This window comes from Stenotrophomonas sp. STEN031 (assembly GCF_056759975.1).
Map to the genome: position 1 here is coordinate 41,237 of NZ_JBRREA010000025.1, position 22,870 is coordinate 64,106.

Consider the following 22,870-nt stretch of genomic DNA (forward strand, 5'->3'; position numbering starts at 1 on the left):
TATGAGGATCTGGTTATGAAATCTGCAACCAATACGATCAAGATCGCTTTGCTCGCGCTATGCACATGGCTCGCATCGGCTGGCAGCACCTTCGCCGCAGGCTCGGTAGGGCATTGGGACTTCGGGGTTTACGGCAACCTGTTTGGCAGTCGTGAATACCAGGTGTGGGTGCCGGCAGGCTATGAGGCAACCCAGCCATTGCCAGTGCTGCTGGTACTGCACGGCTGCGTCAACGGGCCCAACCTGATGGGCGAGGCCTCGGGCTTCAATGATGTCGCCGACGTCGAAGGTTTCATCGTGGTCTATCCGCGGCAGAACGTTACCTCCAACCCGACGCGCTGCTGGAACTGGCAACTGCCGATCAACCAGGCACGTGGCAGTGGCGAGGCTTCGATCCTGGCCGGCATCGTCGATGCGGTGAAGGGCGGCTATGCCGTCGATCCGCGCCGGATCTATGTCACCGGCATCTCTGCCGGCGGTGCGATGACCTCGATCATGCTGGCCTGCTACTCCGATGTGTTCGCAGCTGGTGCCATCCATTCCGGCGGCATGTACAAAGGCGCGACCACCGTATCCGGCAGTGCCTACGCGCTGCTGGCGGGCAGCATCTACTCGCCGGAAAGCAATGGCAAGCTTGCCTGGCAGTGCTCGGGCTCGCCGTCGCCGCGTCCGTTGCCGGTGCTGGTGTTCCATGGCAGCGTCGATACCACGGTCAATCCGGTCAACGGCCAGCAGGCGGTGCGTCAGTTCCTGCAGACCAATGATCTGGCTGATGATGGACTGGACAATGATTCGGTCAAGTACGTGCCGACCAGCACGGTTGCCGGGCAGGTCCCGGGTGGGCGCGCCTATACGGTCAAGAACTACAACTACGGTGGCAAGACCCTGGTCCAGGACTATCTGGTGCATGGCATGGGCCATGCGTGGAGCGGCAGCACGTCCGGCTTGCCGTTTACCGATCCGCAGGGGCCGGATGCAACCCTGATCACCTGGTTGTTCCTGAAAGACCAGCTGCGCTGAGCGCTTGGAGCGCGGAATTGATTGAAGGGTGTCATCGCCAGCGTGGGAGCGATCGGCTCCTGCGCTGGCGTTTGGTTTTCCGGGGTTGTTCGCTGGCAATGCCATCGAATTGCAACCTTGTGCGGTGATGATCTGCGCGCCTCATGCCGCGTCATTGGCCCTGTCCGGGCTGGGCGCAATCATCAACTGCCAACCAAGGCCATTCCATGCTGCGTCACCGCACCGCTTCTGCAGTTACCCGCGTTACCCATGATTTTCCACGTCGCTCGCTGCTGGCCCAGGCCTGCGCATTGCTGATCCTGCCGCTGGCCGCGCAGACCGCGCTGGCCCAGGATGCTGCGCCGACCGAGGCGCGCAGCGCCGCGACGGCATTGGATACCATCACGGTCACCGCCGAGCGCCGCGAGCAGAACCTGCAGGACGTGCCGGTGTCGGTGGGCGTGGTACAGGGCGAGGCGCTGCGCAGCTATACCGAAGGTGCCGATGACACCTTGCTGGCGCTGTCCGGTCGCGTCCCCAGCTTCTATGCCGAGACCACCACCGGGCGCATCTTCCCGCGCTTCTACATCCGCGGCCTGGGCAATATCGATTTCTACCTCGGCGCCTCGCAGCCGGTCTCCATCATCCAGGACGACGTGGTGCTGGAACACGTGGTGCTCAAGTCCAACCCGGTCTACGACGTGGACCAGGTGGAAGTGCTGCGCGGCCCGCAGGGCTCCTTGTTTGGCCGCAACACTACCGCCGGCATCGTCAAGTTTGACACCGCCAAGCCCAGCCAGGACCCGAGTGGCCGGGTCAACATCAGCTACGGCAGCTACAACACGGTGGCCATCGACGGTGGCATGGGCGGCGCGATCAACGACGTGCTGTCCTACCGCGTCTCCACCCTGTACCAGCACCGCGACGACTGGGTGGACAACACCTATCGCGGCCCCAGCGCCGACGGCACGGTGACGCCGAAGAACGACACAATGGGCGGCTACGACGACCGCAATCTGCGCCTGCAGCTGCTGTACAAGCCGAACGAACAGTTCTCGCTGCTCGGTTCCGTGCATACCCGCGACTATGAAGGCACCTCCACCCTGTTCCTGCGCAATGCGCTGGTGAAGGGCAGCAACCGCGTCGATGTGCCGCGCGATAAGGTCGCCTTCGATGAAGCCGACAACAACCCACAGGCCTACAAGACCCACGGTGGCTCGCTGAAGGCAACCTACGACTTCGGCAACACCACGCTGACCTCGATCAGCGCCTACGAAACCACCTCCGGCTACAGCCGTGGCGATACCGACGGCGGTGCGGCGGCGAACTATCCGGTCAATGGCCTGCCCAATGGATACGGACAGTCGATGGGGCAGGTGCAGGACCTGGACCAGTTCACCCAGGAGCTGCGCCTGGCCTCCAATGCCACCGATCCGCTGTCATGGCAGGTTGGCGCGTTCTACTTCGATGGCCGCGACACCACTGACTTCTATCAGCGCGCCTGGTTCCTCAACACGCCGGCACGCAATCCCAACAACTGGGTGCGCCTGCGCAACATCAATACCTCGTGGGCAGGCTTCGGCCAGGTGAGCTGGAAGGCCACCGATGCGTTGACGCTGACCGCAGGTATCCGCGCGACCAAGGACGAGAAGAGCACGCGCCTGCTGAAGACCGCCGATACCGCTGCCGGTCTGGTCACCTACAAGGGACGCCACAACGTCGAGATGTCGGACACCCAGCCGAGCTGGGACCTGAGCGCGATGTATGAAGTCAGCCCGGAGCTGAGCCTGTACGCACGCGTGGCACGTGGCTTCCGTGGCCCGACCATCCAGGGCCGCTCGGCGGTATTCAATGCCGACTTCACCACTGCTGATTCGGAAACCATCCTGTCCTGGGAAGCCGGTATCAAGAGCAGCCTGTTCGACAACCGCCTGCGTCTGAACGTCAGCGGCTTCACCTATACCGTCAACGACATCCAGCTCAACGGCAACGATTCCAACGGCAACGGCGTGTTGTTCAATGCCGACAAGGCGCGTGCCTATGGTCTGGAAGCCGACATGGATTGGCGTCCGATCCCGAACCTGTCGCTGACCGCCGGCCTGAGCCTGCTGCACAGCGAGATCCAGGACAAGCGCGTGTATGCGCAGGCCTGTGCGTTGAACGGTGTGGTGGTGTGTACGGTCAACGACCCGACCATCAAGATCGGCAGCAATGTCTACGCCCAGATCGACGGCAACCCGTTGCCGAACGCACCCAAGTACAACCTGAACCTGGCCGCGCGTTACGACATTCCAGTGGGTGATGATGGCGCGGTGTTCTTCGCCACCGATTGGAACAAGCAGGGCGAAACCCAGTTCGTGCTGTACGACAGCAAGGAGTTCTACTCCAAGGGCAACTTTGAAGGTGGCCTGCGCGTTGGCTATACCGGCGGCTATGGCGCCTGGGAAGTGGCGGCGTTCGCCCGCAACATCACCAACGAGAAGAACCTCAAGGGTGTGATCGAGAACTACATGGCGGCGGTCTACAACGATCCGCGCATCATTGGTGTTTCGTTCAACTACAACTGGCGCTGATTGCTCAAGCCCCTCTCCCGCCTGCGGGAGAGGGGTTGGGGTGAGGGGACGGTGCGAAGCGCCGTGCAGTTTCGCTTTACCTCGGCATGCAGCAGGCGAAGCAGAAGCTACAAGCCAAGAGCTGCCCTCATCCGCCCCTGCGGCGCACCTTCTCCCGCATGCGGGAGAAGGGAAAAGGCCAGGGCCGAAGCCGAAGCCAAAGCCGCCTCCAGGTGCCCGATCAGACCATCCCCGCACCAACCGTCGCCCGTACCGGAATCCCCTCCGGATCAAACTCTTCCAGGCAGAACACATTCACCCCGTAGTAGTCTGGGGTGACCCGCTTGCGGTGGAACGGATAGATACCGCAGGTGCCGCAGAAATAGTGGTGCGCGGTCATCGTGTGGAACCGATACTCCACCAGTGTCTCCTGCCCGGACAGCAGCTCGAACGCGGATTCATGCACCTTCACCATCAAGGCGTTCTTGCGCCGGCAGATCGAGCAATCGCAGGTGGTGAGTTCCGGGAAGTCGGTTTGAATGCGGAAGCTGACAGCGCCGCAATGGCAGCTGCCCTGGTAAGTCTGCAGGGGACGGTGGCACACACGGATCTCCAGAAAGAAGGCAAGCGGTAAGACAGGGCTTGGATCATACTCAGCCCATCATCGGACGGGTGGGAGAGGGTGATGCGTGCATTCCTGAAAGGCTTGCTGGCGGTGGTGCTGGGCTTGATCGCCGGCAGCGCGGTGAACATGGGGCTGATCCTGCTCGGCGGGCATCTGGTGCCACCGCCAGCGGGTGCGGACACCCGTACGACTGAAGGCCTGCAAGCCGCAATGCCCTTGTTCGAGGCCCGTCACTTCCTGTTTCCTTTCCTTGCCCATGCATTGGGCACCTTTGTTGGTGCGGTGCTGGCAACCTGGATCGTCGGGCGCAGCAGCAAAGTGCCGGCCCTGCTGATCGGCTTGCTGTTCCTGGCCGGTGGCATCGCCAGCTGCTTCATGCTGCCAGCACCGCGTTGGTTCGAGGTGTTGGACGTGCTGCTGGCCTATATCCCGTTCGCCTGGTTGGGCTATCTGTTCGCAAGAAAGCCAGCCAGGGCTGTGGGAGCGGTGTGAGCCGCGAAGCTGATGATGCAACTGCAATCGCTTTGTGTGCGATTGCAGTTGTTGACCTGCCTGTCTGGGTGCGAGCTTCACGGCTTACGCCGTTCCCACATCCCCCATCGGCTGCGGCAACGCCTGCCCGAAACACAGCACATTCCCGGCCGGATCGGTGACGCTGAAGTCGCGCATGCCATACGGTCGGTCGGCGATGGCAACGGTGATCGCAACGCCGGCAGCCAGCAGCTGCCCGTGATAGTCATCGATGCCGTCGATGTGCAGGTACAACCTGCTGATTCCGCCGGGTTTGGCGTCTGCGCGACTGGCGAGCGTCAGCTCGACCTCGTCACGACAGACTGCCGCCAGCTCCGCGGGTTGGCCCCATTCCCAGGCCAGGGTGAAGCCGAGCTTGTCGAGATAGAAGGCCAAGCTGACAGGCAGGTCCTCGCTAGCAAGAAAGGGCGAAACGGAGTGAAAGTGAACAGGCGTCATGCTGTTGATCCCATGGCAGGTCTGCCGCAATAGTGGCACGGTTGGAGCATGGGAGGGCTCCCGGAACCGGTGCGTCAGTGGGGAGGTGCCAACATCAAGGAGATGCTGTGATGTATTTTCCTATGTTCTTTGCAAGAACGTCCGTGTTTCTGTGCTTGCTGATGTTGTGCAGCTGCGCCTCGATCCCATTGTCTACCGCGCTGCGCCTTTCTTCATTGGATGAGCGAGCGTTGGTCCAATTGGACCCTGCAGGTATCCGGGTCAAGGTGGCGATTCCCCGCGGCAATACCTTGAACCCGGAGGCCACCCGCCTGACCTTGAAGCTGCAGCCAGAAGGGCAGGCTGCGCGCGTCGCGGCGATGCCACTGCGTTTGATTGGCAGCACCCAGGGCGAGCGCAGCCCCGGCGTGCTCAGCAGGAATATCGCAGTGACAACCTATGAGCTGGCACTGACCGCAGAAGGCGTTAGCCAGCTGCGCAACCTGCAGCGCGAAGTGCTGAACTCGCGTGGCGATAGGGGAAAGGTGGAGCTCAGCGTCAATACCTCGTTCTCCGAGTTTGTTCCCGGGACCAAGGAAATGATTTTCTGGGTAGACGTCAAACTGCGCGCAAATGATGCCTATCTCACCTTGTTTGATGGTGCGAAGGTCAGCTTCAAGATGGCCGAGAGCTGAGCGTCACGGCGCTCGGTCCTGCGGATTTAAGTGCGGCTTCAGCGGCACTTCAATCGCGGCGGGTGTTCGCTCAGATCTCGGCCTGGATCACGGCTTTTGCGTAGCTGTCACGATCGATGTCGACAATTTCGGCGCTGATCTGCAGCTCCATTCCACCAGCGGCGATGGCAGATTCAAGCGCGGCCAGCAGCGTGTCGGCCAACTCGCGTTTGATTTCGCTACTGCGACCGCTGAGTATTGCCAAGCGCGCGGCCACAAAGCCGCGTGGGCTGTCAGTGGTTCCGATCGCGACGCAATCAAACTCCAGCGCACGCGATTTGATGTCGGCCTCCTCGAATTGGCCTGTGCCAAGCAGCGCAAGGTTGAGGGTGCGCAGCACGGCCGGGGTGATGGCGGTGGCGAGGTTGCTGCTGTATTCGACGGTCAGGTGGGGCATGGCGAACTCGTTGTCAGGGCTGCGCGGATGGCAGCAGCGCGTTGATCCGATGGATCATCGCATCCGGGTAGTGGATATGGGTGGGTGTATCGGCGAGCGGTGCGGCGGCATCGGCATCGCGCAGGTCCGCAACAAGCCCGCTTTTGGGCAGGTAGATTGGCGCGGCCACCGAGAAGCCGTGCTCAGGCAGGCGGCCATGGGCGGTACGATAAAGCTGGATGGCATCAAGCAGGGTCAGCGCCGGGCCCGGGTGCATGCCGTCAGCGTCATACCATTGCAATTCGGGGGCTGCGGCCGCGGCGCTGCGCAGGGCTTCGGAGATTGCCACATAGGGAATGCCGGCCTGTTCGGCGGCGGCTGCTTCCTTGGCGATCAGGCGGGCAGATGCTGCCGCTTGTGCCTGGTAGCTACCCAGCAGCAGGACGCGCGCGCCGGCGTTGCTGCCTGCCTTTGCCAGTGTCCTAATCGCCGCCTGCGATTTCGTACAGGCGGCTTCGTCGGGCCAGCACAGCAGGGCGCCGCCTTGTTCCTGCAGAACCAATAGCTGTGGGCGATGCTCGGCCAGAGCACGTTGAACCGAGCCATCCGCAACCCGTTGGTCAAGCAACGCGCCACCTTTGACAATCATCTGACTTTGCAGCGGATGGCCATTGGCGGTGCTGAGTGCAGCGTAGGTCGCTGGCAGGTTGCCCACGTAGATGAGGCTGTTGCCAACGAACAGTGCTTTCTGCGGCTGCGCTGACGGTTGCGCAGCGCACACGGTGAAGGCGAACAACAGCGTCAGCAGCGAGATCCATCTGCGCATTCCGAACTCCGTGTCTTGATCGGCTATTGGCGAGTCTCTGACCGCATCACCAATCGATGGTTCCGCGGATCACAGTCTGCACCTGCCCGCCGGACCAGACATCGCCGTGCTCGTCGATGCGCAGTTCCAGCAGGGCGTCGTGGCCGACTTCGCGGCCCTGGCTGGCGGTGTAGCGCTTGTCCACGCCGGGCAGGGCATCGCGCTCGTCCAACCAGGCGGCCAGCACCGCATTGGCGGCACCGGAAGCAGCATCCTCAAAACGACGGCCATTGCCGACGAATGCCCGCACCACCAGTTGGTAGTTGTCGCCAGCGGTGCGTGCATAGGCGAATACGCCCATCGCGCCGGTGGCCTCGGCCAGCGTGGCAATGGCATCCCAGTCCGGGCTGAGGGCGCGCAGGGCGGCTTCATTGGCCACTTCCACGACCCACCAGCGGCGACCGCCGTCCATCAGTGCCGGTGGTAACGCACCCAAGGGCCAGCCGAGGATCGCCGGCTGCAGGCGCGGGTCATTGGCGCTGACGACCTCGGCCACCCACGCACGCGGGGTACGGATGGCGATGGTGCGGATGCCATCGCGCTCGCTGATCTGCAAAGGCAGTTGGCCGGCGATGCCGTCCTGTATCAGTTGCCCGTCGATGGCTGCAGCCACGCCGCTTTCAAGCACAGCATGCGCGCTGCCAACGCTGGGATGGCCGGCGAACGGTACCTCTTTCTGCGGGGCGAACATGCGGATGCCGTAGCTGCTGCCGGGCTTGGTCGGGGCGAAGATGAAAGTGGTTTCAGGCAGGCGGGTCCAACGGGCGATGGCCTGCATGGCGGCATCGTCCAGGCCATCGGCATCGAGGACCACGGCCAGCGGGTTGCCGGTGCCGGGGCGCGGGGCGAAGACGTCGAGTTGCAGGAAGCGGCGGGTGGTCATGGGAGAGTCCGAATGCTGTAAGGCTGTTCTGTTGCTGTTGCTGTTGCTGTTGCTGTTGCTGCTGTTGCTGCTGTTGCTGCTGCTTTGGCCGTGGCTGTTGCCTTGGTTTGGGCAGTTGCAGTTGGCTTTTGCTTTAGCCCCTCTCCCGCTTGCGGGAGAGGGGTTGGGGTGAGGGGAGGCGGACGCAGTCCGCTTGCTTGGTGCTTTTTGGTTGTTGCTGTCGGCAAAGGCAAAATCAAAGGCATGCGTGCTTCGCACGCTTCCCCTCATCCGCCCCTTCGGGGCACCTTCTCCCGCGAGCGGGAGAAGGGAATAGCGGGCATCGCTTGCGCTGTCACCACTCAATCTGCCCAGCAATCACCTGCTGCACTTCACCGCCAATCCAGATGTTGGACTCGGCATCCACTTCCACCCGCACCTCGCCATTGCGGCCGAGTTCGCGGCCCTGGCTGGCCAGGTATTGCTGGAACGGCTTGATCCGACCCTGTGCCAGCAACTGGGCGGCCACCAGCGCATTGGCGCTGCCGGTTACCGGGTCTTCGTTGATGCCCACGCCGGGGGCGAAGGCGCGTACGGCGTATTGGTAGCCCACGTCCGGGCGGTCAGCGGGCGCGTACACGGCCAGCTTGCCGCGGCCGGGCAGGGCGCCGATGGCGGCCAGCTCCGGCTTGTAGCGGCGCAGGGCGGCCTCGCTGCCGGCTTCCAGCAACCACCAGTCCGGACCGTTGTTCCACAGTTCCGGGGTATGGCCGGGCTTGGCCAATGCGGCCAGGCCTTCCGGCAGTGCGGGGGCGGCGACGTTGCGGCGTTCAGCCTGCGGGCTGCGCACGTGGATCTGGCGGAACCAGCGCCCGCCCTGTACCCGCACCGGCAGCAGACCAGCGGCGCATTGCTGGATCAGCTGGCCGTTGTCATCGGGCGTGGCCAGGCCCAGTTCCACCGCCGCCCAGGCGGCACCGACGCTGGGGTGGCCTGCGAAGGGCAGCTCGCCCTTCGGGGTGAAGATGCGGATGTGGTAACTGGCGCCTTCGGTGGGCGGCAGGAAGAAGATGGTCTCGGACAGGTTTAGCCAGGCGGCGATGGCCTGCAGGGCGGTGTCGTCCAGGCCCTCGCTGTCAACGATGACGCCCAACGCGTTGCCAGCACCGGCGCGGGCGGCAAACACATCCAACTGCAGATAACGGCGAACAGACATTGAAAATCGCTTCCAGACGACGGCTGGGCAGCTTACCAGTGCACCTGTCCTGCGATAACCGGTTGGACCTGACCGCCGATCCAGACGCTTCCTTGTGCGTCGATTGCGATCTGGACGCGACCGTCGCGGCCCACTTCGCGGCCCTGGCTGACGACGTAGTTGCCATCAGCCTTGGGTAGTTGCCCGTGTTGCCGCAGCCACGCCGCGATCAGGGCGTTGGCACTGCCGGTGACAGGGTCCTCGGGTACGTCGGCTGCATCGGCCGGGCAGAACGCACGCGTTACCAGCGCGTGATCCGGGCCGGCTTCGGCAGCAAATACCGCCACACCGGTCGCGCCGGTGGCATTGCTCCAGTCGGCGATTGCGGGCATGTCTGGCATCAGTGCGCGGACGCTGGCGGCATCGCGGGCCGGCAACAGCCACCAGCGGGGGCCGTTGCCCCAGAGTTCGGGGCTGTGGCCGGGCGCGAGCAGGGCCTGCAGTTGTTCAGGTACAGCGTCTGGCGCAGTTGGATGCTGGCGGGCGGGTGGGCTGGCCAACAGGAGGGTGGGAGCATCTTCCGGCCCGCTTACCCGCACCGGCAGCAGGCCTGCAGCGCATTGCTGCAGCAGCTGGCCATCACGCGGCGTTGCCAGGCCCGAGGTGACCGCCGCCCAGGCCGCGCCGACGCTGGGATGGCCGGCGAAGGGCAGTTCGCTGCTTGGGGTGAAGATGCGGATGCGGTAGCTGGCGCCGGCGTCCGGCGGCAGGAAGAACACCGTCTCGGAGAGGTTCAGCCAGGCGGCGAGCGCTTGCATGGCGGCGGTATCCAGGCCATCGCTGTCGAGGATGACACCCAAGGGGTTGCCGCTGCCGGGGCGGGCGGCGAAGACGTCCAGTTGCAGGTAACGGCGTGGAGGCATGGGTTTTGGGGTGGGGCGGGGTGGTACAGCTTAGGCATGGGCATGCAGGAAGTCGTCAAGTGTTGGTTTCAGCGCAATCTGCCAACAACTGAACCATCATTCCCGCGCATGATGGAATCGCTCTGGGCTTTGTGCTTTTCCTTTGCTAGAGCCATAGCCAGAGCAGGAGCAGGAGCAGGAGAAGGAGCGATTCCCGCCTGCGGGGGAATGACGGCTTCTTAAAAGCGGGTGCCAAAGCCAAAGCCATAGCCATAGCCATAGCCATAGCCCTCAAACCGCCCCCATTCACGCAAAGATGACCCGGATCGTTGCAAGTGCTACTTTCTTCGCCCCGGGAGGGGAGGCCGGGCGGCGATGGTATCGCCGGTAACTCAGCCGTCCTGCCTCAGCGGCTTGGCATAGAATCGGGAGTTCCGCCCGCATTGCCGGGTCTTTCTCCCACCTGTGAACCCACAAAGCCAATGTCTGCTTCCCCAATTGCTGATCGCTGGATCGTCCTCAAGTTCGGTGGCACCTCGGTGTCGCGTCGTCATCGCTGGAACACGATCGGTCAGTTGGCGAAAAAACGTGCGGACGAGACCGGTGGCAGGGTGCTGGTGGTGGTGTCGGCCTTGTCCGGCGTCACCAATGAACTGACCGCCATTGCCGACGGCGCTGCCGACAGCCGCGAGCGCGTGGCCGCGCTGGTCAGCCGCCACAATGATTTCCTTGCCGAGCTGGAGCTGGGCCGCGAGGTGCTGGCTGAACGCCTGGCCGCGCTGCAGGCGCTGCTGGACGACCCGCGCGCGGCCAGCCGTCCGCTGGACTGGCAGGCCGAGGTGCTGGGCCAGGGCGAACTGCTGTCCTCCAGCGTCGGTGCCGCCTACCTGCGCAGCACCGGCTTGGATTTTGGCTGGATGGACGCCCGTGAGTGGCTGCATGCGCAGCCGCCGGCCCCCAACCAGACCGCCTGGTCGCAGCGCCTTTCGGTCAACTGCCAGTGGCAGGGCGAGGAGGGCTTCAAGCAGCGTTTCGCGGCCCAGCCCACGCAGTTGCTGATCACCCAGGGCTTCATCGCCCGCCACGGCGACGGTGGCACCGCCATCCTCGGTCGCGGTGGTTCGGATACGTCGGCGGCCTATTTCGGCGCGCTGCTCGGTGCCAGCCGCGTGGAAATCTGGACCGACGTGCCGGGCATGTTCAGCGCCAACCCCAAGGACGTGCCCGACGCGCGCCTGCTGACCCGCCTGGACTATTACGAAGCGCAGGAAATCGCCACCACCGGTGCCAAGGTGCTGCACCCGCGCTCGATCAAGCCCTGCCGCGATGCCGGCGTGCCGATGGCCATTCTCGACACCGAGCGCCCACATATGCCGGGCACCAGCATCGACGGCAATGCCGAGCCGGTGCCGGGGGTCAAGGCGATCAGCCGCCGCAACGGCATCGTGCTGATCTCGATGGAAGGCATCGGCATGTGGCAGCAGGTCGGTTTCCTGTCCGACGTGTTCAACCTGTTCAAGAAGCACGGCCTGTCGGTGGACCTGATCGGTTCGGCCGAGACCAACGTCACCGTGTCGCTGGACCCGTCCGAAAACCTGGTCAGCACCGATGTGCTGGCCGCACTGTCGGCCGACCTGTCGGAAATCTGCAAGGTCAAGGTGATCGTGCCCTGCGCGGCCATCACCCTGGTTGGCCGTGGCATGCGCTCGCTGCTGTACAAGCTCTCGGACGTGTGGGCCACGTTCGGCAAGGAGCGCGTGCACATGATCTCGCAGTCCTCCAATGACCTGAACCTGACCTTCGTCATCGACGAGGCCGATGCCGATGGGCTGTTGCCCATCCTGCACGCCGAGCTGATCGACAGTGGCGCGATGCCGGTTTACGAGGAACACGTATTCGGCCCGCGCTGGCGCGAGATCATCGGCAGCATCCGTCCGCGGCAGACGCCGTGGTGGCATGCGCCGGCCAAGCAGAAGCAACTGCTGGCGCTGGCCGCACAGGGCACGCCGGCCTATATCTACGACCTGGACAAGGTGCGCGAGCGTGCCCGCCAGTTGAAGGCCATCGACGCCATCGACCGCCGCTTCTATGCGATCAAGGCCAACTCGCACCCCGAGATCCTGCGCACCCTGGCGGCCGAAGGCTTCGGCCTGGAGTGTGTGTCGCAGGGCGAGGTGGAACTGGTGTTTGCCTCGGTGCCGGACATCAGCCCGGAGCGCGTGCTGTTCACCCCCAGCTTTGCGCCGATCAGCGAGTACCAGGCAGTGCTGGCGCGTGGCGTCAACGTCACCGTCGACAACGTCGAGCTGCTGCAGCGCTGGCCGGAGGTTTTCCGTGGCCGCAAGCTGTGGCTGCGCATCGACCTGGGCCACGGCGATGGTCACCACAAGAAGGTGAACACCGGCGGCAAGGATTCCAAGTTCGGCCTGTCCGCGCTGCGTGTGGATGAGTTCATCGCCGCTGCGCGCGCGCTGGATATCCGCATCACCGGCGTGCACGCCCACCTGGGCAGCGGCATCGAGAACAGCGGCCATTGGAAGCAGATGGTCGATGAAATGGCCGGCTTCGCGCGCCGCATCGGCAGCGTTGAAATCCTCGATATCGGCGGCGGCCTGCCGGTGCCGTACAGCGATGACGATGAGCCGTTCGACCTGGACGCCTGGGCCGCTGGCCTGGCCGATATCAAGGCGGTGCACCCGGCCTTCCAACTGGCGATCGAGCCGGGCCGCTTCATGGTCGCCGAGTGCGGCGTGTTGCTGACCCACGCCAACCAGGTGGTGGAGAAGGATGGCGTGCGCCGTGTTGGCCTGGATGCCGGCATGAATGCCTTGCTGCGCCCGGCGCTGTACGACGCCTGGCACGACATCGCCAACCTGTCGCGCCTGGATGCCGCCCGCGATGTTGATTTCAGCGTGGTCGGCCCGATCTGCGAATCCAGCGATGTGTTTGCCGAGCGGGTGAAGCTGCCGGCGGCGACCGCCCCGGGCGATGTGATGGTCATCGCCGATGCCGGCGCCTATGGCTTCAGCATGGCCAGTACCTATAACCAACGCGCCTTGCCGCGCGAGGACGTGATTGATGATGCACAGTGACGTCCGCCTGATGCGAAAACCTTTGTCGTCCGTTGCGCGCTGACGCGCAACGGCCAGTTTGATTCCCGGATACGCCATGACAGCTTTTGATAAAGACCAGGTTTCCCGTTTCCGCTTCGTCCGCTGCGATTTCGCTGCGGACACCGGTGTGGCGCGGCTGGTATACGCCTTCGACGACGGCCCGGAGATGACCGAGACCGTCACCGTGCCGGGCGCGCCGTTCCAGTTGGACGGTGAGCGCGCGGCCGCGGTGCAACGCGCTTTGCAGTTGCTGCACCTGATCGCAGGTGTGAGCTACTACAAGGCAGCGGTGCCGTCGCAGGTGAGCATCGACAGCTACGCCATCGACGCGGCCACCGCCGCGCTGGTGGAGACGGTGTACTTCAACGGCCTCGGCGAATTCGCCTACCGCAACGGCCTGAACCTGCGCGACCGGTTCAAGCTGCCCGTGAATGTGCCCCTCTCCCCCCGGGAGAGGGGTTGGGGAGAGGGTGCGTCAGCCGACGCAGCTTCCGCCGCAGCCGTACCTTCACCCCCGGCCCCTCTCCCGCAGGGAGAGGGGAGCAACGCGCCGGCACTCGGCCTGGCCCACCACGCCCTGGTCGCCATCGGTGGCGGCAAGGATTCGCTGGTCAGCATCGAAGCCCTGCGCAATGCGGGTGTCGCCGAAACCGTTACCTGGATCGGCGGCTCGCAGCTGATCCGTGCCTGTGCAGAGCGCACCGGCCTGCCGACGCTGAACATCGGCCGCACGCTGGCGCCGGAGCTGTTCGAGCTCAATCGCCAGGGCGCGTGGAACGGGCATATCCCGGTCACCGCGGTGAACTCGGCGATCATGGTGCTGGCCGCCGTGGTGCAGGGTGTGGACCAGGTGGTGTTCTCCAACGAACGCTCGGCCAGCTACGGCAGCCAGATTGCCGGTACCGGCGAAGTGAACCACCAGTGGTCCAAGGGCTGGGCCTTCGAGAAGGCGTTTGGTGACTACGTGCAGCAGTACATCGCTGCCGACCTGAACTACTACTCGCTGCTGCGTCCGCTGTCGGAGCTGGCAGTGGCCCGTCAGTTCGCCAAGACCGATTTCTACGACGCGCATTTCTCCAGCTGCAACCGCAATTTCCACATCCTCGGCGAGCGCCCGGTGAACCGCTGGTGCGGCGTCTGCCCGAAGTGCCACTTCGTGTTCCTGGCGCTGGCCCCGTTCATGCCGAAGATCCGGCTGGTGCGCATCTTCGGCCGCAACCTGCTGGATGACATGGAGCAGGCCGGCGGCTACGACGCGCTGCTCGAGTTCCAGGACCACAAACCGTTCGAGTGCGTGGGCGAGGGCAAGGAATCGCGCGCGGCAATGGCGACCCTGGCATCGCGTCCGGACTGGAAGGAAGATGTGCTGGTCAAGCGCTTCGCCAGCCTGATCCAGCCGACCTTGGCCGCCGACGAACTGCAGGTCGAACCCTTGCTGGTCATCGATGGTGAACACCGCATCCCGGCAGCACTGTGGGAGCGTCTGCGTGCGAATTTCGCAGCTTGAAGGCAAGCGCGTCGCGTTGTGGGGCTGGGGCCGTGAAGGCCGCGCGGCCTATCACGCGCTGCGTGATCGGGAATGGGGAATCGGGACTCGGGAATCGGAAGATCGGTTTCCTGCGCGTTTGACGGTGCTTTGTTCTGCTGCTGAAGCAGCGGAAATTCGGGCGCTGGGCGATGCGCATCTGCGCGTTGAAACCGAGCTCAGTGGTGAGCTGCTGGCTTCGTTCGATGTGGTGATCAAGTCACCGGGTATCAGTCCGTACAAGCCCGAGGCGCAGCATGCCATGGCACGGGGTACGCAGTTCATCGGCGGCACCTCGCTGTGGTTCAGCGAGCACGCCGATGCCGATGGCACGCTGCCGAACACGGTCTGCGTTACCGGCACCAAGGGCAAGAGCACGACCACCTCGCTGCTGGCGCATCTGCTGCGTGCGGCCGGGCATCGTACCGGCCTGATCGGCAATATCGGTCTGCCGCTGCTGGAGGCATTGAACCCGCAACCAGCGCCGGAATACTGGGCAGTGGAACTGTCCAGCTACCAGACCGGCGAAGTCGCCCGCAGCGGTACGCGGCCGGACGTCGCCATCGTGCTGAACATCTTTCCGGAGCATCTGGACTGGCACGGCAGCGAGCAGCGCTACATCGACGACAAACTGTCGTTGGTGACCGGCGGTCATCCGCGCGTCGCCGTGCTCAACGCCGCTGACGAACACTTGCGCGCGCTGCAGCTGCCGCACAGCCAGATCGTCTGGTTCAACCAGCCCGCAGGCTGGCATATGGTCGGCGAAGTCGTGCATCGCGGTGGGCAGGCGGTGTTCGACACCTCGAACACACCGCTGCCCGGCCGCCACAACCGCGGCAACCTGTGCGCGGTGTTGGCCGCGCTGGAAGCCCTTGGTCTGGATGCGGTTGCCTTGGCACCTGCGGTGCAAAGCTTCCGGCCTCTGCCGAATCGCTTGCAGCTGCTGGGCGAACGCGATGGCTTGCGTTGGGTGAATGATTCGATCAGCACCACGCCGCATGCGTCGCTGGCCGCCCTGGATTGTTTCGCCGGGCAGCGCATCGCCTTGCTGGTTGGTGGGCATGATCGCGGCGTGGATTGGCAGGACTTCGCCGAGCACATGCGCGACAACGCGCCGGTCGAGATCGTGACCATGGGTAACAACGGTCCACGCATCAATGCGCTGCTCGCGCCATTGGCCGAGGCTGGCGGTTTCGGCCTGCACGCCGCGACCGATCTGCCGCATGCGGTGGAGCTGGCGCGTGCTGCATTAGGCGGGCAGGGCGGGGTAGTACTGCTGTCGCCGGGCGCGCCGAGCTTTGGTGCCTACAAGGACTATGTGGCGCGCGGACGGCACTTCGCCGAGCTGGCCGGATTCGATCCGGACAGCATCAGTGCCATTCCGGGTATCGGCATCCTCTAAGGCCTTGGCCGAGGCCGAAGTGGCGCTGACTGTCGGTCGGCGCCACCCATTACCTGCAGATCACTCTTCTTCGTCGGTGAAAGCGTAACCGCCGTCGATCAGCTGCTGCAGGTAGGCATCGAAGCTGGGCGCGATTACCGCATAGCTGTCAGGGTCGTGCAGGTAGCGTACGACCTGGCCACTGATGCCGCCTTCCGCAGGATCGAAATCCAGGTACAGCATCGAGGTGCCGCCGTTGTTCATGCAGTGCGAGAAACACAGGCGCCTGCTCATCGGCACGTCGGCATCGATGCCTGCACCCAGAATCTCCGGCTCATCGTCCAGCCAGTCTTCGTAGATGGAACGGATGCTGTCGCCCCATTGCGCACTGTCCTCGAAGATCTGCTGCACCGACCGCAGGTAGTAGGGGTAGCTGCCGTCGCCGACGTCCGAGCCAAGCATCAGCACATTGACCTCACCCTGCGGGTAGTCCCGGTAGTGGCTGCCATCCACCTGTGCCAGCAGCTCCAGCAGGCTCGCCGGTACTTGCGGCCATTGCCGCTGCAGGCGTTGCAGGTCGGACTTGCTTGCGCCTTCCACCCAGCGCCACATTGGCACATCGTCTGCAGGCAAGCGCGGCACAAGGCCGGAAAGGAAAGTTTCTACAAGGCTCATAGGGCAGGGAAAGGGATGAGGGGAAGGGGCAGGGAAGGCGCTGCGGATCGCTTCAACGCAGTAGCAGCGGTGCGGCGTGCATTAACAGGGATGAATGATGGATTTCGCGGCGACCGCCCTCAAGCCGGTGGGCTCAACGATGATCGCCACGAAGGGTTTCGGTCGGCTCCGATCAGTTTCCGCTCATCAGCGCACAATTTCCAAGGCAGTGACCCGGTCTACGCTACGGCCTCGCCCTGATGTGGAATCCAGCGTGAGGGTCACGCCGAGGTCTTCGATGAAGGCATCGGTGCTTTGACGGTCGCCGTAGTCACACGACAGCCGGATGGCATCGCCGGGAAGGGACGCAAAGATTTCGCTTGCAGGAAAGCGGGTGCCGATGGTGCAGGTGGCCGAGGTGTCCATGGCTTTGTCGCGCGCCTTGATCGGCGCATAGCGACCGCTGGAGTTGAAGCGCAGCACCTGTCCTTCGTTCCAGTTCGCCGGGAAGTTGGCGCTGATGGTATCGGTCAGTAACACGCGTCCGCCAAGCGAGCCCTCCATCTTCGACTTCAGCTGGATGAGGTTGGCTTTCATGAGGCGCTGGACGCTGAAGTTCCTGCTGTAGATTTCCGTCCTGTGTATCAAGTCTCCCTGCGCTACCAGCTCGACGGTTATGGAGGAAGGCTTCTGGTCGTTGATGGAGGTATAGGTATAGGTAAGGCGGCTGAACTTCGGCGCGAGCAGCGGACTGCTGATGGCTTCAATAACCGCGGCCGGTACGGTGACGTCGGCAAAACCAAGCTCCTGCGCGGGCGCGGGGTACTCTGCAACGGGAATGTCCGGACGGATTGCACCCAACACCGTTGCATCAACAGCGCCTTGCAAAGAGCAGCTGACGCGGGTCTGGTTTGCACCGTGGGGTTCCAGCAGGAACACGCGCTCAAGTTTGCGAGTACCGGGGACGGTTCCGGAGCGACCGAACGAAGTTGTCCATTTTCCGTCCTCCCAGATCTCGGCGCGCGCATGCATCGGCCCCAACTTGCGCAGGCTATCCGGGTGATCAAGCAGTGGGGCCAGCTGCTTGGCAACGTGATCAGGTGATCCGTCGGCAATGAATCCCCAGAACAGGTACTGGCCCATTCTCTCCATATCGGTGAATTCGTCGAAGTAGGACGACAGCGTCACTCCTGCCACCGCTGGCGGGTCTTTCAGGGCAATCGTGTTTTTCTTGTCTTCATACCGGTCGGGAACCGCGATCCAGCTTGCGTTCGTCGAGCGGTTCAGTACTGCATGCGCTTCCCAGACGGAGGCATTGGCCTGCAGCTTTTCAAAAAAGCCGGCATCGCAGCGCGAAAACGCGCTGAAAGTCTCCGCGATCACGGACTCCGTTGCCCCAACTGGCGTTGATGGCAGCAGTATCGCGGCACACAGGAGGGTCGGTGTGAGCTTCTTCATTGAATGGGATCGTCCTTGTAAATGCTGTTTGTCAGATTCCGAGCCCCCTCGTCGAAGGGGGCGAGTATTGTCCGATGCAGCGGGCACATTGAGCCAGTGTCTGTGGGGGCGGATGGCGGCGCAGATCCGGACATGCGTGCCCTGTATGGTCGTAAACTCTCCCGGTACCCTGACCGGAGCAATCCCATGCAAGCAGCAAGGAAATTGCAGTTGGCAGTATTGGCGTTGTGCGTAAGCGCAACCTTTCCTGCGTTCGCGAAGATGCAGCAGCGCCCGGTTGAATGGCAGCTGCAGGGAGCCACCTACAGCGGCGTGCTGGTCTATGACGACGAGGGCGATGCCCGTCGCCCCGGCGTGGTGATGGTGCCCAACTGGCGCGGCGTGAATGCCTCGGCAGTGGCCAAGGCCGAACAGATTGCCGGCGACGACTATGTGGTGCTGGTGGCTGATGTCTACGGCAAGAATGTGCGCCCGCAGGACAACGACGCAGCGGCCGCTGCGTCCAAACCCCTGCGCGAGGATCGCAGCCTGCTGCGCGCCCGCGCAGCGGCGGCGCTGGAGGCATTGAAAGGCCAGGCTGGCAAGGCACCGTTGGATGCGACGCATATCGCCGCCGTCGGCTTCTGCTTCGGCGGCACCACCGTGCTGGAAATGGCCCGTGCCGGCCTGCCATTGGCAGGCGTGGTGAGCCTGCATGGCGGCCTGTCGACGCCGGCCCCCGCAGTGGCTGGCAGCGGCAAGGTGCCGATGCTGGTGCTCAATGGCGCCGCTGATCGCGGCATCACCGCCGAGGACATCGCCAATTTCGGTGCCGAGATGGATGCCGCCAAGGCCGACTGGCAGTTCGTCAATTTCAGCGGCGCGGTGCACTGCTTCGCCGAGTCTGACGCCAACAGCCCACCGGGCTGCCTGTATGACCCGCGCGCCGCCAAGCGTGCCTGGAAGATGATGGACAACTTCCTGGAAGAGCGCCTGGGCGACTGACGTCACTGTAGTGCCGAACCATGCTCGGCAGGGGCCTCACCAGTAATGCATCAGATCGTAGGGGCGGCATAAGCCGCGAAGCCATGACCAGATCAGAGGCGGTAAAGCTACCCCTCCCCAACCCTCCCCTTGCCAACGGCAAAGGGAGGGAGCGTAGTGCCGAGCCATGCTCGGCAGGGGCCTCACCAGCAATGCATCAGATCGTAGGGGCGGCATAAGCCACGAAGCCACGACCAGATCAGAAGCGGTGAAGCTACCCCTCCCCAACCCTCCCCTTGCCAACGGCAAAGGGAGGGAGCGTAGTGCCGAGCCATGCTCGGCAGGGGCCTTGCCAGAAATGCATTCCGTTTGTAGGAGCGGCGTAAGCCGCGAAGCTGGCTATCTGTCAGATCGCTGCAAATGCCGCCCGCCCGGGATGTAGCAAGGGTTGCGGGCGTTCAATGGCGCCGGGAACAGCTGCGGCTTCGCGGCTTATGCCGCTCCTACAACACCTTTGGCCGCCGCGATCGCCCCGCTGATCGCCGCCCGCGCCTGCGGGCTGTTGCGCCAGCAACTGCTGCCCAGCATCGCCGAAGCCTGGCTGACGACATCGCCGGTTTCGGCTTCGGCCAGCTGCGCCAGGGAATGAAACCCCAGCTGCTCCAGCCGGGCCACCACGGTGGCTCCCACGCCTTTCACCGCCAACAGCACGGCACGCTCGTCCTCGTTGAACTGCTGCAGGCCTGCCATCGCGGTCAGTGACTGCGTTCGATGGCGTAACGGGCCAGACCGCGCAGGGCGGCAACGGCGTCGGTTTCCGGCAGGCCGTCCAGCGCCTGCTCGGCGGCGTTGGCATATTCCACGGCACGCTTGCGGCTGTACTCCAGTCCGCCAGTGGCGTGGATCGCCGCCAACACTTCGGGCATCGCACTGGCATCGCCGTCCTGCACGATCTCGCGCAGACGGTTACGGACCACGTCGTCCGAGTGCGCCATGGCGTGGATCAGCGGCAGGGTGGCCTTGCCCTCGGCCAGGTCGTCGCCCAGGTTCTTGCCCAGTTCGTCGGCATTGGCGGAGTAATCCAGCACATCGTCGGCGATTTGGAACGCATAGCCCAGGTGCATGCCGTAGTCGTAAAGCTTTTGCTGGGTGGCCTCGTCGGCGCCGGTAGCCAGCGCGCCCAGGCGGGTGCCGGCGGCGAACAGCACCGCGGTCTTGCGCTCGATCACGCGCAGGTAGGCGGCTTCGTCGGTATCCGGGTTATGCACGTGCAGCAGCTGCAGCACTTCGCCTTCGGCGATGCGGTTGGTGGTGTCGGCCAGGATCTGCATCACCGCCATGCGTTCCAGCTCGACCATCAGCTGGAAGCTGCGCGAGTACAGGAAGTCACCGACCAGCACGCTGGGGGCATTGCCCCACAGGGCATTGGCGGTGCTGCGGCCGCGGCGCAGGTCGGACTCGTCGACCACGTCGTCGTGCAGCAGGGTGGAGGTGTGGATGAACTCGATGATCGCCGCCAGCTGGTGGTGCTCGGGGCCGGCGCCGCCGACCGCATGGCCGGCCAGCATCACCAGCATCGGACGCAGGCGCTTGCCGCCGGCCGAGACGATGTGGTCGGCGATCTGGTTGATCAGCACCACGTCCGAGGACAGGCGGCGGCGGATCAGGGCATCGACGGCAGCCATGTCCGCTGCGGCAAAGGTCTGGATGGCAGGCAGGCCCAGCGCGGGGCGGATATGTTCAGCGATGCTCATAGGAAGACTTCAGGGGGTACTGGGGGATTATAGGCGGAGTCGGCCGGGGCGGCCCGTCGGGGCCGAAAACCGAAGGAAACCGGGCCTTTGCGCAGTGAATACGTATGCAAGCAACACCGTCGGCAAAGCACCGACGCTAAGCTGGCCGGCATACATTTCGCGGCCCTGAAACAGGGGCTTTGAGGCCCGTAGGGGGGCGTTCGATGTCCAAGACTCCATGGTGGCGCGGTGCCGTCATCTACCAGATTTACCCGCGCAGCTACCTGGATACCAATGGCGACGGCGTCGGCGACCTGCCGGGCATCATCGATCGCCTGGAGTACGTGGCCTCGCTGGGCGTGGATGCGATCTGGGTGTCGCCGTTCTTCAAGTCGCCGATGGCCGATTTTGGCTACGACATCGCCGACTACCGCGATGTGGACCCGCTGTTCGGCAACCTGGCCGATTTCGACCGCTTGCTGGCCAGGGCGCATGCGCTGGGTCTGAAGGTGATGATCGACCAGGTGTTCAGCCATACCTCGATAGACCACGCCTGGTTCAAGGAAAGCCGCGAGAGCCGCGACAATCCCAAGGCCGATTGGTATGTGTGGGCCGATGCGCGCGAGGATGGCACGCCGCCCAACAACTGGCTGTCGATCTTCGGCGGCGTGGCCTGGCAATGGGAGCCGCGGCGCCGGCAGTATTTCCTGCACAACTTCCTGGCTTCGCAGCCGGACCTGGATTTCCACAATCCGGCGGTGCAGCAGGCAACCCTGGATTACGTGAAGTTCTGGCTGGACCGTGGCGTGGATGGCTTCCGCCTGGATTCGATCAATTTCTGCTTCCACGACGCGCAGCTGCGTGACAACCCGGCGAAGCCAGAGAGCGAGCGTATTGGCCGTGGTTTCAGCCCGGACAATCCGTATGCGTTCCAGTACCACTACTACAACAACACCCGCCCGGAAAATATCGGCTTCCTGGAGCGCCTGCGCGCCTTGCTGGACCAATACCCGGGCGCGGTGACGCTGGGCGAGATTTCCTCGGAGGATTCGCTGGCGACGACTGCCGAGTACACCGCGCCGGGCCGCCTGCACATGGGCTACAGCTTCGAACTGTTGGTGGACGATTACAGTGCGGGCTATATCCGCAGCACCGTCGAACGACTGGAAGCTGCGATGGGCGAGGCCTGGCCGTGCTGGGCGGTGTCCAACCATGACGTGCAGCGTGCGGTGACCCGTTGGGGCGGGCATCCGGCCAAGCCGTCGCTGGCGAAGATGCTGGCGGCACTGGTCTGCTCGCTGCGTGGCTCGGTGTGCATCTATCAGGGCGAAGAGCTGGGTCTTGGCGAAGCGGACGTGCCGTTCGAGGCGCTGCAGGACCCGTATGGGATTACCTTCTGGCCGAACTTCAAGGGCCGTGACGGTTGCCGTACGCCGATGCCGTGGACCGATGAGGCATTGGCCGGGTTTACCAGCGGCAAGCCGTGGTTGCCGATTCCTGCCGAGCATCAGGCCTTGTCGGTACAGGTACAGGAAGTGGATGGTGATTCGGTGCTGCATGCCTTCCGCAGCTTCCTGAGCTGGCGCAAAGCGCATCCGGCCTTGGTCTCGGGTTCGATTCGTTTTCTTGATAGTGCTGAGCCGGTGCTGTTGTTTGAGCGGCAGGCGGGTGATGAGACCTTGTTGCTGGCCTTCAATCTTTCGGGCGAGACCGTGCGGCATGCGTTGCCGGCGGGTGAGTGGCAGGCTTTGGCGCTGCCGGGCCCCGTGGCGGGCGGTGTTGAAACTGGCGAACTGGTATTGCCTGGGCATGCGGTGTATTGCGCGCGTCGCAGCTGATTTTTGTTGTTCTCTCTTTTGTGCGGGCGGAGATAGCATCTCCGCCTTTTTTTTTGGATTTTGGATTTTGGATTTTGGTTATTGCTTTTGTTTTTGGCTCTGGCTCTGGCTCAAGCCCCTCTCCCGCCTGCGGGAGAGGGGTTGGGG

At 63.9% G+C, this 22,870-nt stretch carries 21 protein-coding genes; 10 read left to right on the forward strand and 11 right to left on the reverse strand.

What is annotated here, in order from left to right; translation table 11 throughout:
* Window positions 1-15: 15 nt before the first annotated feature.
* Together ACVOLQ_RS12695 and ACVOLQ_RS12700 are read left to right on the forward strand one after the other, a co-directional pair.
* Entirely contained in the window at window positions 16-1,020 is a 1,005-nt protein-coding gene (locus ACVOLQ_RS12695; protein ID WP_481528242.1) for an extracellular catalytic domain type 1 short-chain-length polyhydroxyalkanoate depolymerase, read from the forward strand.
* A 206-nt stretch (window positions 1,021-1,226) separates the two neighbouring features.
* On the forward strand, window positions 1,227-3,572 hold the full coding sequence (locus tag ACVOLQ_RS12700; RefSeq protein ID WP_481528243.1) for a TonB-dependent receptor: 2,346 nt from the start codon (window positions 1,227-1,229) through the stop codon (window positions 3,570-3,572).
* A gap of 220 nt (window positions 3,573-3,792) precedes the next feature.
* On the opposite strand, the gene ACVOLQ_RS12705 is transcribed toward ACVOLQ_RS12700, so the two are convergent.
* Entirely contained in the window at window positions 3,793-4,155 is a 363-nt protein-coding gene (locus ACVOLQ_RS12705; RefSeq protein ID WP_481528244.1) for a GFA family protein, read from the reverse strand.
* Between the two features lie 81 nt (window positions 4,156-4,236).
* Between ACVOLQ_RS12705 and ACVOLQ_RS12710 the strand changes: the two genes are divergently transcribed.
* A complete protein-coding gene (locus ACVOLQ_RS12710; RefSeq protein ID WP_481528245.1) occupies window positions 4,237-4,668 on the forward strand; it encodes a hypothetical protein in 432 nt (143 codons plus the stop codon).
* Between the two features lie 84 nt (window positions 4,669-4,752).
* Here ACVOLQ_RS12710 and ACVOLQ_RS12715 read toward each other — a convergent pair whose 3' ends face one another.
* Window positions 4,753-5,145 (reverse strand): bleomycin resistance protein, encoded by a 393-nt coding sequence (locus ACVOLQ_RS12715; RefSeq protein WP_481528246.1) that lies wholly within the window; start codon window positions 5,143-5,145, stop codon window positions 4,753-4,755.
* Window positions 5,146-5,375: 230 nt separating this feature from the next.
* Between ACVOLQ_RS12715 and ACVOLQ_RS12720 the strand changes: the two genes are divergently transcribed.
* Window positions 5,376-5,819, forward strand: a complete 444-nt coding sequence (locus ACVOLQ_RS12720; protein ID WP_481528247.1) for a hypothetical protein — start codon at window positions 5,376-5,378, stop codon at window positions 5,817-5,819.
* Between the two features lie 70 nt (window positions 5,820-5,889).
* Here ACVOLQ_RS12720 and ACVOLQ_RS12725 read toward each other — a convergent pair whose 3' ends face one another.
* Genes ACVOLQ_RS12725 through ACVOLQ_RS12735 form a run of 3 tightly spaced genes read right to left on the reverse strand, consistent with a single transcriptional unit; the run spans window position 5,890 to window position 7,982 of the window.
* Entirely contained in the window at window positions 5,890-6,255 is a 366-nt protein-coding gene (locus tag ACVOLQ_RS12725; protein ID WP_481528248.1) for a 5-carboxymethyl-2-hydroxymuconate Delta-isomerase, read from the reverse strand.
* Window positions 6,256-6,268: 13 nt separating this feature from the next.
* Complete coding sequence (locus ACVOLQ_RS12730) at window positions 6,269-7,060, reverse strand: hypothetical protein (protein WP_481528249.1); 792 nt, start codon at window positions 7,058-7,060, stop codon at window positions 6,269-6,271.
* Between the two features lie 46 nt (window positions 7,061-7,106).
* A complete protein-coding gene (locus tag ACVOLQ_RS12735; protein ID WP_481528250.1) occupies window positions 7,107-7,982 on the reverse strand; it encodes a PhzF family phenazine biosynthesis protein in 876 nt (291 codons plus the stop codon).
* On the opposite strand from ACVOLQ_RS12735, the gene ACVOLQ_RS12740 reads away from it, so the two are divergent.
* The gene (locus ACVOLQ_RS12740; RefSeq protein WP_481528251.1) at window positions 7,981-8,154 is read left to right on the forward strand and encodes a hypothetical protein; all 174 of its coding nucleotides are present in this window, start codon (window positions 7,981-7,983) and stop codon (window positions 8,152-8,154) included. The genes ACVOLQ_RS12735 and ACVOLQ_RS12740 overlap by 2 nt on opposite strands.
* 162 nt (window positions 8,155-8,316) lie before the next feature.
* Here the strand turns inward: ACVOLQ_RS12740 and ACVOLQ_RS12745 are convergent, their stop codons facing one another.
* Both ACVOLQ_RS12745 and ACVOLQ_RS12750 read right to left on the reverse strand, forming a co-directional pair.
* On the reverse strand, window positions 8,317-9,177 hold the full coding sequence (locus ACVOLQ_RS12745; protein ID WP_481528252.1) for a PhzF family phenazine biosynthesis protein: 861 nt from the start codon (window positions 9,175-9,177) through the stop codon (window positions 8,317-8,319).
* Window positions 9,178-9,209: 32 nt separating this feature from the next.
* Window positions 9,210-10,079: a PhzF family phenazine biosynthesis protein gene (locus tag ACVOLQ_RS12750; protein WP_481528253.1), complete on the reverse strand. Its 870-nt coding sequence runs from the start codon at window positions 10,077-10,079 to the stop codon at window positions 9,210-9,212.
* A gap of 461 nt (window positions 10,080-10,540) precedes the next feature.
* On the opposite strand from ACVOLQ_RS12750, the gene ACVOLQ_RS12755 reads away from it, so the two are divergent.
* The 3 genes from ACVOLQ_RS12755 to murD all read left to right on the forward strand — a co-directional run bounded on the left by ACVOLQ_RS12755 (window position 10,541) and on the right by murD (window position 16,098).
* Window positions 10,541-13,150: a bifunctional aspartate kinase/diaminopimelate decarboxylase gene (locus ACVOLQ_RS12755; RefSeq protein ID WP_481528254.1), complete on the forward strand. Its 2,610-nt coding sequence runs from the start codon at window positions 10,541-10,543 to the stop codon at window positions 13,148-13,150.
* Between the two features lie 76 nt (window positions 13,151-13,226).
* Entirely contained in the window at window positions 13,227-14,678 is a 1,452-nt protein-coding gene (murL, locus tag ACVOLQ_RS12760; RefSeq protein ID WP_481528255.1) for a UDP-N-acetyl-alpha-D-muramoyl-L-alanyl-L-glutamate epimerase, read from the forward strand.
* Window positions 14,659-16,098: a UDP-N-acetylmuramoyl-L-alanine--D-glutamate ligase gene (gene murD / locus ACVOLQ_RS12765; protein WP_481528256.1), complete on the forward strand. Its 1,440-nt coding sequence runs from the start codon at window positions 14,659-14,661 to the stop codon at window positions 16,096-16,098. The genes murL and murD overlap by 20 nt, the downstream gene beginning before the upstream one ends.
* A 60-nt stretch (window positions 16,099-16,158) precedes the next feature.
* On the opposite strand, the gene ACVOLQ_RS12770 is transcribed toward murD, so the two are convergent.
* Window positions 16,159-16,752, reverse strand: a complete 594-nt coding sequence (locus ACVOLQ_RS12770) for an SMI1/KNR4 family protein (protein WP_481528257.1) — start codon at window positions 16,750-16,752, stop codon at window positions 16,159-16,161.
* Between the two features lie 186 nt (window positions 16,753-16,938).
* A complete protein-coding gene (locus ACVOLQ_RS12775) occupies window positions 16,939-18,189 on the reverse strand; it encodes a hypothetical protein (protein ID WP_481528258.1) in 1,251 nt (416 codons plus the stop codon).
* Between the two features lie 186 nt (window positions 18,190-18,375).
* Here ACVOLQ_RS12775 and ACVOLQ_RS12780 point away from each other — a divergent pair, with 186 nt between their 5' ends.
* Complete coding sequence (locus ACVOLQ_RS12780) at window positions 18,376-19,173, forward strand: dienelactone hydrolase family protein (protein ID WP_481528259.1); 798 nt, start codon at window positions 18,376-18,378, stop codon at window positions 19,171-19,173.
* Window positions 19,174-19,644: 471 nt separating this feature from the next.
* On the opposite strand, the gene ACVOLQ_RS12785 is transcribed toward ACVOLQ_RS12780, so the two are convergent.
* The gene (locus ACVOLQ_RS12785) at window positions 19,645-19,902 is read right to left on the reverse strand and encodes a helix-hairpin-helix domain-containing protein (RefSeq protein WP_481528260.1); all 258 of its coding nucleotides are present in this window, start codon (window positions 19,900-19,902) and stop codon (window positions 19,645-19,647) included.
* Between the two features lie 5 nt (window positions 19,903-19,907).
* A complete protein-coding gene (locus ACVOLQ_RS12790; RefSeq protein WP_481528261.1) occupies window positions 19,908-20,906 on the reverse strand; it encodes a polyprenyl synthetase family protein in 999 nt (332 codons plus the stop codon).
* A gap of 203 nt (window positions 20,907-21,109) precedes the next feature.
* Here ACVOLQ_RS12790 and ACVOLQ_RS12795 point away from each other — a divergent pair, with 203 nt between their 5' ends.
* On the forward strand, window positions 21,110-22,723 hold the full coding sequence (locus tag ACVOLQ_RS12795; RefSeq protein WP_481528262.1) for an alpha-glucosidase: 1,614 nt from the start codon (window positions 21,110-21,112) through the stop codon (window positions 22,721-22,723).
* The last annotated feature ends 147 nt before the right edge of the window (window positions 22,724-22,870 follow it).